This window comes from Cupriavidus sp. SHE (genome assembly GCF_000812445.1).
GTDB classification, from domain to species: Bacteria; Pseudomonadota; Gammaproteobacteria; order Burkholderiales; family Burkholderiaceae; genus Cupriavidus; species Cupriavidus metallidurans.
This window is the reverse complement of the sequence record NZ_JWMB01000020.1, coordinates 16,200-29,009: the sequence shown is the minus strand read 5'-3', so window position 1 is coordinate 29,009 and position 12,810 is coordinate 16,200. Positions and strand designations below refer to the sequence as shown.

Sequence of the window (12,810 nt, the reverse complement as noted above, 5' to 3'; positions counted from 1 at the left end):
CAGGAGACAAGTATGGCCGCCCCCCAACCAGCCACCGCTCATGTTGATACCTTCGCACGGGACAGGTTGCCGCCGCCGCAGACGTGGCCGGTGTTCCAGTTCAACGACGACACGCGCTACCCCGATCGCCTCAACGCGGCAGTGGAGCTTGTGGACCGACATGTGGCGGCCGGCAACGGTGGCCGCGTGGCGGTGCGCCATGAGCGCGCGGGCCGTATCGAGACCGTGACCTATGCCGAGCTGGCGGCGCTTGTGGATCGCATCGCGCATGTGCTGGTCGAGGACATGGGGCTGGTGCCGGGCAATCGCGTGCTGCTGCGCGGCCCGAACAACCTGATGATGGCGGCGAGCTGGCTTGCCACGCTCAAGGCAGGACTGATCGCCGTGCCGACGATGCCGCTGCTGCGCGCCAAGGAGCTCAAGCAGATCATCGACAAGGCGCAGGTGACGGCTGCACTCTGCGATGCACGTCTGCGCGACGAGCTGGACGCGAACCGGCGTGCCGATGGCGAGTACTTTTGTCCGACGCTCGAACGCGTGCGCTACTTCCACGGCGAGGGTGCCGATGCGCTCGAAACCGCGATGGCGGGCAAGCCCGACACGTTCACCGCGTGCGACACGGCCGCCGATGACATCTGCCTGATCGCGTTCACGAGTGGCACCACGGGGCAGCCCAAGGGCACGATGCATTTCCACCGCGATGTGCTGGCGATGTGCGACCTGTTCCCGCGCCACGTGCTCAAGCCCACGCCGGACGACGTCTTCTGTGGCACGCCGCCAATCGCATTCACATTCGGGCTGGGCGGCATGCTCTGCTTCCCGCTGCGCATTGGCGCCAGTACCGCGCTGTCGGAAAGGCTTACGCCGGAACTGCTGCTCAAGCTGATCCAGGACCATCGCGCAACGATCGTTTTCACCGCGCCGACGTTCTATCGGCAGATGGCGACGCTGGTAAAGAACTTCGATCTGTCGAGCCTGAAGAAGAGCGTGTCCGCTGGCGAGGCGCTGCCGGATGCCACGCGGCAGGCCTGGAAGGCAGCCACTGGCATCGAAATGACCGACGGCCTCGGCGGCACGGAGATGATGCATATCTTCGTTTCCAGTGCTGGCGCCGATGTGCGTCCGGGCGCAGTGGGTCGCGTGGTACCGGGGTACGAAGCCCGTATCGTCGACGAGAACATGCAGCCGGTGCCGCCGGGCACGGTAGGCAAGCTCGCGGTGCGCGGGCCCACGGGCTGCCGCTATCTGGACGATCCGCGCCAGGAGGCGTACGTGCGCGACGGGTGGAATCTGCCCGGCGACACATTCATGGCCGACGCCGATGGCTACTACTTCTATCAGGCGCGTTCGGACGACATGATCATCTCGGCCGGGTACAACATCGCCGGCCCCGAGGTCGAGGGATCGCTGATGCGGCATGAGTGGGTGGCCGAATGCGGGGTCGTCGGCGCGCCGGACGCGGAGCGTGGCCAGGTCGTGACGGCGTACGTGGTACTGCGTCCCGGCGTGGAGCCCTCCGACGCCACGCGGGCGGCGCTGCAAGACTATGTCAAGCGCGAGATCGCCCCGTACAAGTATCCGCGTCGCATCGAGTTCGTGGCGGCGCTGCCGCGTACCGAGACGGGCAAGCTGCAGCGCTTCCGCCTGCGGCAGATGGCGGCAGAGGGCGCGTAGCCATGAACGACGTGTTCACCAATCAGGTGCGTGTGCGTTTCAAGCATTGCGATACCGCCGGCATCGTTTTCTACCCGCGCTATTTCGAGATGCTGAACGACTTTATCGAGGACTGGTTCGCCGAAGCGCTCGACTGGCCGTTCGATGCGATGCATCTGACCGGTCATGCGGGGTTGCCGACGGCCGAACTGCAGTGCCGCTTCGAGGCGCCAAGCCGGCTTGGCGAACTGCTCACACGAGAACTGCGCGTGTCCCATATCGGCCGAAGCAGCTTCTCGGTCGAGGTCCGCCTGGCGGGGCCGGACGGCGGCACGCGTATGCACATCTCTCAGCGGCTCGTCTGCGTCGACACACGGACGATGACCGCGCAGGCCCTGCCTGACCCCGTACGACATGCAATGGGACGCTTCCTGGCGGCCTGACGGATAACTCTGAACTCTGGATTGGAATCGACATCATGCTGAAGACATTGCAGCCGCCCGACTGGGCACCTCCGAAGGGATACGCCAACGGCATGCTCGCCGAGATGCAGGTGGGCAGCCGCCTGATCTTTGTCGGCGGGCAGATCGGCTGGAACGGCCAGTGCGAGTTCGAAACCGACGATTTCGGGCTGCAGGTGGCGCAGGCATTGCGCAATATCGTCGCCGTGCTGGAACAGGGCGGGGCGCGGCCCGAGCACATCGCGCGCATGACTTGGTATGTGAAGGACAAGGCCGAGTACGTGGGTGCCTACAAGGCGATCGGACAGCACTATCGTGACATCATCGGCCGCCACTTTCCTGCGATGACCGCGGTAGAGGTGGCAGACCTCGTCGAGCCGCGCGCGAAGGTGGAAATCGAGGTCACCGCCGTGGTACCAGCCACGGCATGACCGGCCTGCCGGGCGGTCGCGAATGACGGACCGCCTGGCAGCCATGGCAAACGCAAGTCCTTGAAAACTTGAGAAATTGGGTGCGGCGGGATATAATTCGAAAGTTTCGCTTTCAGAACCCTTCACCCTAGCGCCTACCGTATTCCACCTTCCGCCGCCCCCATATTCGCGAGGGCTTTTCGTGCACCACGCAGACATTGTGCGAAGTGACGAAAGAGCCTCCGCCGGGAGTCTCGCCATGCACATGGCTGAGGACTCGCCCACGGGGCACGAGGCGTTGAGCAGGTCGGTCACGGGGTGAATCCAGCAGGAGCCTACCCGTGTTACCGTCTTTTCCGTCCGCCATCCTCGCGCTTGCAGACGGCACGGTCTTTCGTGGCTATTCCATCGGCGCTTCCGGCCATACGATCGGCGAAGTGGTGTTCAACACCGCTATCACCGGTTATCAGGAAATCCTCACCGACCCGAGCTATTCCCGGCAGATCGTCACGCTGACGTATCCGCATATCGGCAATTACGGCGTCAACCCTGAGGATGTAGAAGCCACGAAAGTCCATGCCGCCGGCCTGATCATCAAAGATCTGCCGATTCTGGCCTCGAACTTCCGCAAGGAACATACCCTCGCCCACTACCTGAAGCAGGAAAAGGTCGTGGCGATCGCGGGCATCGACACCCGCAAGCTGACCCGTATCCTGCGCGAGAAGGGCGCCCAGAACGGCTGCATCCTGGCCGGTGAGGACAATGTCCAGAAGGCCATCGACCTGGCGCGCTCGTTCCCGGGCCTGGCAGGCATGGACCTGGCCAAGGTCGTCTCCGTCAAGGAGCCGTATGAGTGGACCCAGACCGAGTGGAAGCTCGGCGAAGGCTACGGGAAGCAGGACAAGCCGCAGTTCCACGTGGTCGCTTTCGACTTCGGCGTCAAGTTCAACATCCTGCGCATGCTGGCCGAACGCGGCTGCAAGGTGACCGTGCTGCCGGCGCAAGCCAGCGCGGCCGATGCCCTGGCGCTGAATCCGGACGGTATCTTCCTGTCGAACGGCCCTGGCGACCCGGAGCCGTGCGACTACGCGATCGCCGCCACGCGCGAGTTCATCGCTCGCGGTATCCCGACCTTCGGCATCTGCCTGGGCCACCAGATCATGGCCCTGGCCGTGGGTGCCAAGACGCTCAAGATGAGCACGGGCCACCATGGCGCCAACCATCCGGTCAAGGACCATGATGATGGTCGTGTGGTGATTACGTCGCAGAACCATGGCTTCGCAGTCGATGCATCGACGCTGCCGGCCAACGCCCGCGTCACGCACACGTCTCTGTTCGACGGCACGCTGCAAGGCTTCGCGCTGACCGACAAGCCGGCTTTCTGCTTCCAGGGTCACCCGGAAGCGTCGCCGGGCCCGCACGACATCGCGTACCTGTTCGACCGCTTCACCAAGCTGATGCAGGACGCCCGCGCCAAGGCCGCTGCCTGAGATCGAGAAACGAGAGCCTGAACGGGAAACGCCCATGAACGCCTTCATGCATGCCAACCTCGGCATCACTGATTTCTGGACCTTTGTGCTCGGTACGATCTTCATCGTACTGCTGCCGGGGCCGAATTCGATGTATGTGCTGTCGGTGGCCGCGCAGCGCGGTGTGCGCGCCGGCTACAAGGGGGCATGCGGCGTTTTCCTCGGCGATGCGATCCTGATGGTGCTGTCGGCCGCTGGCGTGGCATCGCTGCTGAAGGCCAGCCCGGGGCTGTTCCACGTCGTCAAGTACGTAGGTGCGGCCTACCTGGCCTGGATCGGCTTCCAGATGCTGCGTGGCGCGGTGCGTAACTGGTCGGCGCAAGCCGATGTCGCCACGAAGGCGGTTGCGTCGCTGGATCGCGCGTCGAACCCGTTCAGCAAGGCGCTGGTCATTAGCCTGCTGAACCCGAAGGCCATCCTGTTCTTCATCTCGTTCTTCATCCAGTTCGTGGACCCGCAGTTCGCCGTTCCGGCGCTGTCGTTCGTGGCGCTGGGCCTGGTCTGCCAGATCTGCAGCTTCGCCTACCTGACCACGATCATCTTCGTGGGCGCAAGGCTGGCCGATGCGTTCCGCCGCCGCCGACGCCTGTCCGCAGGTATGTCGAGCGGGGTCGGGGCGATGTTCATTGGCTTCGGCGCCAAGCTGGCCACGGCCACACTGGGCTGACGGCCTACAACCTGATTACCGGCCCGGCCCGCGCCCAACCGCGCGAGCCGGCCAACAAAGAGAGCGTGCAATGCCAAAGCGCACAGATATCAAGAGCATCCTAATCATCGGCGCGGGCCCGATCATCATCGGTCAGGCGTGCGAATTCGACTACTCCGGCGCACAGGCCTGCAAGGCGCTGCGTGAAGAGGGCTTCAAGGTCATCCTGGTCAACTCGAATCCGGCGACCATCATGACGGACCCGAACACGGCCGACGTGACCTACATCGAACCCATCACCTGGGAAGTGGTCGAGCGCATCATCGAGAAGGAGCGCCCGGACGCGATCCTGCCGACCATGGGTGGCCAGACCGCGCTGAACTGCGCGCTGGACCTGCACCGCCATGGCGTGCTGGACAAGTACAAGGTCGAGCTGATCGGCGCGTCGCCGGAAGCCATCGACAAGGCCGAGGACCGCCAGAAGTTCAAGGACGCGATGACCAAGATCGGTCTCGGTTCGGCCAAGTCTGGCATCGCCCACTCGATGGACGAGGCCGTGGCCGTGCAATCGCGCATCGCCCAGGAGACCGGCACCGCCGGCTACCCGATCGTGATCCGCCCGTCGTTCACGCTGGGCGGCACCGGCGGCGGTATCGCCTACAACCGCGAAGAATTCGAGGAAATCTGCAAGCGTGGCCTGGACCTGTCGCCGACGCGCGAGCTGCTGATCGAAGAATCGCTGCTGGGCTGGAAGGAATACGAGATGGAAGTTGTTCGCGACAAGGCGGACAACTGCATCATCATCTGCTCGATCGAAAACCTGGACCCGATGGGCATCCACACCGGTGACTCGATCACGGTGGCCCCGGCCCAGACGCTGACCGACAAGGAATACCAGATCCTGCGTAACGCCTCGCTGGCCGTGCTGCGCGAGATCGGCGTGGACACCGGCGGTTCGAACGTGCAGTTCTCGATCAATCCGACGGATGGCCGGATGATCGTGATCGAGATGAACCCGCGCGTGTCGCGTTCGTCTGCCCTGGCCTCGAAGGCCACTGGCTTCCCGATTGCGAAGGTTGCCGCCAAGCTGGCCGTCGGCTACACGCTCGACGAACTCAAGAACGAAATCACCGGCGGCCAGACCCCGGCCTCGTTCGAGCCGTCGATCGACTACGTGGTCACCAAGGTGCCGCGTTTCGCGTTCGAAAAATTCCCGGCCGCAGACAGCCACCTGACCACCCAGATGAAGTCGGTGGGCGAGGTGATGGCCATGGGCCGTACGTTCCAGGAATCGTTCCAGAAGGCACTGCGTGGTCTGGAAGTGGGCGTGGACGGCCTGGACGAAAAGTCGACCGATCGCGACGAAGTGATCGAGGAAATCGGCGAAGCCGGCCCGGACCGCATCTGGTACGTGGGCGACGCATTCCGCCTCGGCATGTCGCTGGAGGAAGTGCAGAGCGAGACCGATATCGATCCGTGGTTCCTGGCCCAGATCGAAGACATCGTGAAGACCGAAGGGCTGGTGCGTAATCGCACGCTGGAGAGCCTGTCGACCGCCGAACTGCGTCACCTGAAGCAGAAGGGCTTCTCGGATCGCCGCCTGGCCAAGCTGCTGAAGACCGACGCGAAGGCCGTGCGTCTGGCGCGCGTGGCACAGAACGTGCGCCCGGTCTACAAGCGCGTGGACACCTGCGCGGCCGAGTTCGCCACGAACACCGCGTACATGTACGGCACCTACGAGGCCGAGCATGGCGAGTGCGAAGCCGACCCGACCAGCAACAAGAAGATCATGGTGCTGGGCGGTGGCCCGAACCGGATCGGCCAGGGTATCGAGTTCGACTACTGCTGCGTGCACGCCGCGCTGGCGCTGCGCGAAGACGGGTACGAGACCATCATGGTCAACTGCAACCCCGAAACCGTGTCGACCGACTATGACACCTCGGACCGCCTGTACTTCGAGCCGCTGACGCTGGAAGACGTGCTGGAAATCGTCGACAAGGAAAAGCCGGTTGGCGTGATCGTCCAGTACGGCGGCCAGACTCCGCTGAAGCTGGCGCTGGATCTGGAAGCCAACGGCGTGCCCATCATCGGCACGAGCCCGGACATGATCGACGCCGCTGAAGACCGCGAGCGCTTCCAGAAGCTGCTGCAGAACCTGGGCCTGCGCCAGCCGCCGAACCGTACCGCGCGCGCTGAAGACGAGGCGCTGCGCCTGGCCGAGGAAATCGGTTATCCGCTGGTGGTGCGTCCGTCGTACGTGCTGGGTGGCCGCGCGATGGAAATCGTGCACGAGCCGCGCGACCTCGAGCGCTACATGCGCGAGGCCGTGAAGGTGTCGAACGACTCGCCGGTGCTGCTGGACCGCTTCCTGAACGACGCCATCGAGTGCGACGTCGACGCCCTGTGCGACGGCAATCGCGTGTTCATCGGCGGCGTGATGGAGCACATCGAACAGGCAGGCGTCCACTCGGGCGACTCGGCCTGCTCGCTGCCGCCGTACTCGCTGTCGCAGGCAACCGTCGACGAACTGAAGCGCCAGACCGCCGCGATGGCCAAGGCGCTGAACGTGGTGGGTCTGATGAACGTGCAGTTCGCGATCCAGCAGCGGAATGGCGAGGACATCGTCTACGTGCTGGAAGTGAACCCGCGCGCGTCGCGTACCGTGCCGTACGTGTCGAAGGCCACCGGCCTGTCGCTGGCCAAGATCGCCGCGCGTTGCATGGCCGGCCAGTCGCTTGATTCGCAAGGTATCGGCGAAGAGGTGGTGCCGCCGTACTACAGCGTCAAGGAAGCCGTGTTCCCGTTCAACAAGTTCCCGGGCGTGGATCCGGTCCTCGGACCTGAAATGCGTTCGACCGGCGAAGTGATGGGCGTGGGCAAGGTATTCGGCGAAGCGCTGTTCAAGAGCCAGCTGGCCGCCGGGTCGCGCCTGCCCGAGAAGGGCACCGTGCTGATCACCGTCAAGGACAGCGACAAGCCGCGCGCCGTGACCGTGGCCCGCATGCTGCACGACCTTGGTTACCCGATCGTCGCCACGCGTGGCACGGCATCGGCCATCGAAGCCGCCGGCATCCCGGTCCGGGTTGTCAACAAGGTGAAGGACGGTCGTCCGCACATCGTGGACATGATCAAGAACGGTGAACTGGCGCTGGTCTTCACGACGGTCGACGAAACGCGCACGGCCATCGCCGATTCGCGTTCGATCCGTATCGCCGCGCTGGCTGCCCGCGTGCCGTACTACACCACCATCGCCGGCGCCAACGCCGCGGTGGAAGGCCTCAAGCACATGCAGAACCTGGAGGTCTACGACCTGCAGGGCCTGCACAAGCAGCTGGCCTGACATGCCTGATGCTGCGGTGCGGGGAATGTGATCCCGTACCGCAGTAGTCCGTCCGTCGGGTTGATACCGGCGGCGGTTCTGGCCTACACTACGTCGAATTCGCCGATTGCACCGGCCTTGCTGGCCGCTGTGTGATCCCATCTGAAAGCCGCGGTTGAGCGGAAGTGCTGCCTGGCAGGTGACTGCCGGCGCATGGTTCCAGCTCCGCTGCGGCTCATTTTTTTGTTGAACAAGACAATGAGCACCATTCCGATTACCAAGCGTGGCGCCGAACTCCTGAAGGAAGAGCTGCAGCGCCTCAAGGCCGTCGAGCGTCCTGCGGTGATCAACGCCATCTCCGAGGCGCGTGCCCAGGGCGACCTGTCGGAAAATGCCGAATACGACGCCGCCAAGGAAAAGCAGGCGTTCATCGAAGGCCGCATCCAGGAAGTGGAAGCGAAGCTTTCGGCCGCCCAGGTGATCGATCCCACCCAGCTGGACACGGACGGCCGCATCGTTTTTGGCGCCACCGTGGATCTGGAAGATCTGGAATCGGGCAGCCCCGTGAGCTACCAGATCGTTGGTGACGACGAGGCGGATCTCGATACTGGCAAGATCTCCGTGAGCTCGCCGATCGCGCGCGCGCTGATCGGCAAGTTTGAAGGCGACGTAGCAGTCGTGCTGGCCCCGGGTGGCGAGCGCGAATACGAAGTCATCACGGTTCGCTACATCTGACGGCGCGGGACAGGCGTGTTCTCCTCGTCTTACTCGAATCTGCCGCCGTTGCCGCATCGTCTGTTTCTGCTGCTGACCGTGATCTGGGCCGGCAGTCTGTGGACGATCGGCTATCTGGTGGCACCGACGCTGTTCTCGGTGCTGCCGAGCCGCGAAACAGCCGGCATGATCGCCGGGCATCTGTTCCGCTATGAGGCGATCCTCGGCATGACCGTGGGCGTGCTTCAACTCGTGCTCTGCAATGTGCTGATCCGCCGTGGCGCCGAGCGTTATCGCTCGCTGCGCTGGATCGTCCTGGCTATGCTGGTATGCGTGCTGGCCGGCTATTTCGGTGTGCAGCCGTTCATGGAAGGACTCAAGGTCAAGGCTCAAGCGCTGAATCTGGGCGTGTCCGAATCACCGTATAAGGCCGAATTTGGCATGTTGCACGGGGTGTCCAGCGTGATCTATCTGGTTCAGAGTGTGCTGGCACTCGTGCTGGTGTGGCGGGCTAGCGCGCCACGCTGAGCAAAGGTGTGAAAAAAGGCGGCCTCGGCCGCCTTTTTGGTGGAACTGGCCGATTCGGCCACTGGTCAACCCAGTGCTTTCTTCTTCTGGCTGGCCGGGCGGGCGCGGGAACGCTTGACGTTACCACCCTGGGTCACACGTTCGTTGCCCAGTACGGTGACTGCCGTGCTCTTGGGGCGGCGTTGACCGGAGGTGCTCGGCTTGCGGACCACTACGGTACGTGGCGCGGCGCCTGTGCCGGTAGCACGGCGACGCGCGGCGGCGCCCAGTTCCTCCGGCTGGTTCTCCTTCAGGAGGGCAGGGCCCGGACGCCAGATCACGAGCAACTTGCCGATGTGCTGGATCGGCGCGGCGCTGAGTTCGTCACAAATGGCGTCGTAAATGGCGATGCGTGCGTCGCGTTCGTCACCGAGGACGCGAATCTTGATCAGATCGTGAGCCGCCAGGCTCCGGTCGATCTCGGCCAGGACCGCAGGGGTCAGGCCTTCCGCACCGATCATGACCACGGGATTGAGGCTGTGGGCGCGCGAGCGCAGGTCGGAGCGTTGGGCGGAAATCAGTTGTAGGGCTGGCATGAGAGGGCAAATAGCGATTTGGCGCGTATTATCCGCCAAAATATCGCCGGCAGGCGGTAAAGATCTCCAAATCGGGAGAAAAAGCTCCGCACGGTCGTTCGACTTGCGGTGCCAATCCCGCCAAACCGGTAAGTAGCAAGTAGGCAAGTCTCATCAATGGCCAAGAACAAATTCAATCAGTCGTGGCTGCACGACCACATCAACGATCCGTACGTGAAGATGGCCCAGCGCGAGGGCTATCGCGCCCGCGCGGCCTACAAGCTCAAAGAGATCGACGATCAGGACAAGCTGATCCAGCCAGGCCAGGTCATCGTGGATCTGGGCGCCGCGCCGGGCAGCTGGAGCCAGTACGCCCGGAACAAGCTGGCCGCGTCGCCCCGCGCGAAAGACGGCCGGATCGACGGCGCCGTGGTGGCGATCGACATCCTGCCGATGGAGCCGGTGGCCGACGTAACCTTTATCCAGGGCGACTTCCGGGAAGAAGAGGTGTTCCGTCAGCTCGAACAGGTGGTGCTCGATGCGTCTGGCGGCTCCCGAATCGACCTTGTTATCTCCGATATGGCCCCCAACTTGTCTGGCGTGGCCTCGGCCGATGCCGCGCGGATCGAGTATCTGTGCGATCTGGCGCTGGAGTTTGCCCAGGCCCACCTGAAGCCGGAAGGTTCCTTGCTGGTCAAGTGCTTTCACGGCTCGGGCTACAGCCAGATCGTGGAAAAGTTCAAGCGGCAGTTCAAGGTCGTCGCGAGCCGCAAGCCCAAGGCGTCGCGTGACAAGTCCTCGGAAACATTTATTCTTGGGCGCTACCTGAAGTCGGTGGACTGACGCGGGCCCAAAACGTGCCGCAGGCGCTCCCAGTGCTCCCAAAAGGGGGCAGGGTACGCCCGGGCGGTGCGCGACTTGCCCTGAATGGGCCGTATCAGGCACTATCAGGTCCATAGATTCAGATTTCCCTGCGGGGGCGGGGGCTGCATTACAATGCAATGCAGCTACCCGTTGGCAAGGCAATTGGAAAGGAGTTCGGCCTTGAATAACAACCTGTTTCAAAAGGCGGCAATCTGGCTCGTAATCGCGCTGGTATTGTTCACCGTCTTCAAGCAGTTCGACAAACCGCGTGCCCAGGACAGTGTCACCTATTCGCAGTTCATGGATGACGCCAAGAACGGCAAGGTGTCGCGTGTCGACGTGCAGGGCCGCAACCTCGTGGTTTCGCCCAAGGAAGGCTCCAAGTACACGATCATTTCGCCGGGCGATATCTGGATGGTCGGCGACCTGATGAAGTACGGCGTCCAGGTGACCGGCAAGGCTGACGATGAGCCCAACGTGCTGGTCCAGGCGCTGTACTACCTCGGACCGACGCTCCTGATCATCGTTTTCTGGTTCTACATGATGCGGCAGATGCAGGGCGGGGGGAAAGGCGGAGCCTTCTCCTTCGGTAAATCCCGCGCGCGCCTGATCGACGAGAACCAGAACGCCGTTACCTTCGCTGACGTCGCGGGTTGCGACGAATCGAAGGAGGAAGTGGTCGAACTGGTCGACTTCCTGAAGGACCCACAGAAATTCCAGAAGCTGGGCGGACGTATTCCGCGCGGCGTGCTGCTGGTCGGGCCTCCGGGTACCGGCAAGACGCTGCTGGCGCGTGCCATCGCCGGTGAGGCCAAGGTGCCGTTCTTCAGCATCTCGGGTTCGGACTTTGTGGAAATGTTCGTCGGCGTGGGTGCGGCTCGTGTGCGCGACATGTTCGAGAACGCCAAGAAGCAGGCCCCCTGCATCGTGTTCATCGACGAAATCGACGCGGTCGGCCGCCATCGTGGCGCCGGCATGGGCGGCGGTAACGACGAGCGCGAGCAGACCCTGAACCAGATGCTGGTCGAGATGGATGGCTTCGAGGCCAACTCTGGCGTGATCGTGATCGCCGCGACCAACCGTGCCGATGTGCTGGACAAGGCACTGCTGCGTCCGGGCCGTTTCGACCGTCAGGTCTATGTGGGCCTGCCGGACATCCGCGGCCGCGAGCAGATCCTGAAGGTCCATATGCGTAAGGTGCCGATCGGCAACGACGTGGACGCATCGATCATCGCTCGTGGTACGCCTGGCTTCTCGGGTGCGGACTTGGCCAACTTGGTCAACGAGGCTGCGCTGTTCGCCGCCCGCCGCAGCAAGCGCGTGGTGGACATGCAGGACTTCGAGGACGCCAAGGACAAGATTTATATGGGTCCGGAGCGCAAGTCGACGGTCATGCGCGAGGAAGAGCGCAAGGCCACGGCTTACCACGAGTCTGGCCATGCTGTGGTTGCCAAGTTGCTGCCGAAGGCCGATCCGGTCCACAAGGTCACGATCATGCCCCGTGGCTGGGCGCTGGGCGTGACCTGGCAGTTGCCGGAGCATGACAAGTACTCGAAGTACAAGGACAACATGCTTGAGGAAATCGCCATCCTGTTCGGCGGCCGCGCTGCCGAAGAGGTGTTCCTCAATGCCATGAGTACCGGTGCTTCGAACGACTTCGAACGTGCCACCAAGATCGCCCGCGATATGGTGACCCGCTTTGGCATGAGCGATTCGCTCGGCGCGATGGTCTACGTGGACACCGAGCAGGACGGCATGTTTGGCAAGCTGTCGTCGAAGACCGTGTCCGAAGCGACGCAGCAGAAGGTTGACGCAGAGATCCGCCGCATCATCGACGATCAATACGCGCTGGCCAAGCGTCTGCTCGAAGAGAACCGCGACAAGGTCGAAGCGATGACCAACGCGCTGATGGAGTGGGAAACGATCGACGCCGAACAGGTGAACGACATCATGGCGGGCCGTCCGCCGCGTCCGCCGCGTGGCGCGCAGGGTCCGAACAGCGGTGGCAATACGCCTCCTGGCGGCTCCCCGGTGGCACCGACCAATGCACCCGCAACGGCACGTGCCGACGAAACGGTTTGATACGGATGTGACATGAGGTGACACGCAGAGACCAGCTCGCAAGGGCTGGT

Annotated in this window: 11 protein-coding genes; 10 read left to right on the top strand and 1 reads right to left on the bottom strand. The window is 63.4% G+C overall.

From position 1 onward, the window contains the following. Positions 1–12 precede the first annotated feature (12 nt). The 8 genes from RN01_RS10675 to RN01_RS10640 all read left to right on the top strand — a co-directional run bounded on the left by RN01_RS10675 (position 13) and on the right by RN01_RS10640 (position 9,260). Complete coding sequence (locus RN01_RS10675; RefSeq protein WP_017514510.1) at positions 13–1,674, top strand: AMP-binding protein; 1,662 nt, start codon at positions 13–15, stop codon at positions 1,672–1,674. 2 nt (positions 1,675–1,676) lie between these two features. Next, positions 1,677–2,096: a thioesterase family protein gene (locus RN01_RS10670; protein ID WP_017514511.1), complete on the top strand. Its 420-nt coding sequence runs from the start codon at positions 1,677–1,679 to the stop codon at positions 2,094–2,096. Positions 2,097–2,131: 35 nt separating this feature from the next. Beyond that, on the top strand, positions 2,132–2,545 hold the full coding sequence (locus RN01_RS10665; protein WP_011516903.1) for a RidA family protein: 414 nt from the start codon (positions 2,132–2,134) through the stop codon (positions 2,543–2,545). Between the two features lie 320 nt (positions 2,546–2,865). Next, positions 2,866–4,014 carry a glutamine-hydrolyzing carbamoyl-phosphate synthase small subunit gene (gene carA, locus RN01_RS10660; protein WP_011516902.1) on the top strand — a complete coding sequence of 383 codons (1,149 nt, stop codon included), beginning with the start codon at positions 2,866–2,868 and terminating at the stop codon, positions 4,012–4,014. Positions 4,015–4,048: 34 nt separating this feature from the next. Then, positions 4,049–4,720, top strand: a complete 672-nt coding sequence (leuE, locus tag RN01_RS10655) for a leucine efflux protein LeuE (RefSeq protein ID WP_024570366.1) — start codon at positions 4,049–4,051, stop codon at positions 4,718–4,720. A gap of 70 nt (positions 4,721–4,790) precedes the next feature. Beyond that, on the top strand, positions 4,791–8,039 hold the full coding sequence (gene carB, locus RN01_RS10650) for a carbamoyl-phosphate synthase large subunit (RefSeq protein ID WP_008641645.1): 3,249 nt from the start codon (positions 4,791–4,793) through the stop codon (positions 8,037–8,039). A 237-nt stretch (positions 8,040–8,276) separates the two neighbouring features. Beyond that, positions 8,277–8,753 carry a transcription elongation factor GreA gene (greA, locus tag RN01_RS10645; protein WP_008641647.1) on the top strand — a complete coding sequence of 159 codons (477 nt, stop codon included), beginning with the start codon at positions 8,277–8,279 and terminating at the stop codon, positions 8,751–8,753. A 15-nt stretch (positions 8,754–8,768) separates the two neighbouring features. Further along, positions 8,769–9,260 (top strand): DUF4149 domain-containing protein, encoded by a 492-nt coding sequence (locus RN01_RS10640; protein WP_017513923.1) that lies wholly within the window; start codon positions 8,769–8,771, stop codon positions 9,258–9,260. 65 nt (positions 9,261–9,325) lie between these two features. Here the strand turns inward: RN01_RS10640 and RN01_RS10635 are convergent, their stop codons facing one another. Then, positions 9,326–9,835 carry a YhbY family RNA-binding protein gene (locus RN01_RS10635; RefSeq protein WP_011516897.1) on the bottom strand — a complete coding sequence of 170 codons (510 nt, stop codon included), beginning with the start codon at positions 9,833–9,835 and terminating at the stop codon, positions 9,326–9,328. Between the two features lie 156 nt (positions 9,836–9,991). On the opposite strand from RN01_RS10635, the gene RN01_RS10630 reads away from it, so the two are divergent. Together RN01_RS10630 and ftsH are read left to right on the top strand one after the other, a co-directional pair. Further along, positions 9,992–10,657 (top strand): RlmE family RNA methyltransferase, encoded by a 666-nt coding sequence (locus RN01_RS10630; protein ID WP_017513922.1) that lies wholly within the window; start codon positions 9,992–9,994, stop codon positions 10,655–10,657. 201 nt (positions 10,658–10,858) lie between these two features. Continuing rightward, positions 10,859–12,760 carry an ATP-dependent zinc metalloprotease FtsH gene (gene ftsH, locus RN01_RS10625; protein ID WP_008641654.1) on the top strand — a complete coding sequence of 634 codons (1,902 nt, stop codon included), beginning with the start codon at positions 10,859–10,861 and terminating at the stop codon, positions 12,758–12,760. Positions 12,761–12,810 lie beyond the last annotated feature (50 nt).

Excerpts from the sequence above, each read along its gene's own strand:
- RN01_RS10675 (WP_017514510.1), top strand. The coding sequence starts at position 13 with ATGGCCGCCCCCCAACCAGCCACCGCTCATGTTGATACCTTCGCACGG.
- RN01_RS10670 (WP_017514511.1), top strand. The coding sequence starts at position 1,677 with ATGAACGACGTGTTCACCAATCAGGTGCGTGTGCGTTTCAAGCATTGC.
- RN01_RS10665 (WP_011516903.1), top strand. The coding sequence starts at position 2,132 with ATGCTGAAGACATTGCAGCCGCCCGACTGGGCACCTCCGAAGGGATAC.
- leuE (WP_024570366.1), top strand. The coding sequence starts at position 4,049 with ATGAACGCCTTCATGCATGCCAACCTCGGCATCACTGATTTCTGGACC.
- carB (WP_008641645.1), top strand. The coding sequence starts at position 4,791 with ATGCCAAAGCGCACAGATATCAAGAGCATCCTAATCATCGGCGCGGGC.
- greA (WP_008641647.1), top strand. The coding sequence starts at position 8,277 with ATGAGCACCATTCCGATTACCAAGCGTGGCGCCGAACTCCTGAAGGAA.
- RN01_RS10635 (WP_011516897.1), bottom strand. The coding sequence starts at position 9,835 with ATGCCAGCCCTACAACTGATTTCCGCCCAACGCTCCGACCTGCGCTCG.
- RN01_RS10630 (WP_017513922.1), top strand. The coding sequence starts at position 9,992 with ATGGCCAAGAACAAATTCAATCAGTCGTGGCTGCACGACCACATCAAC.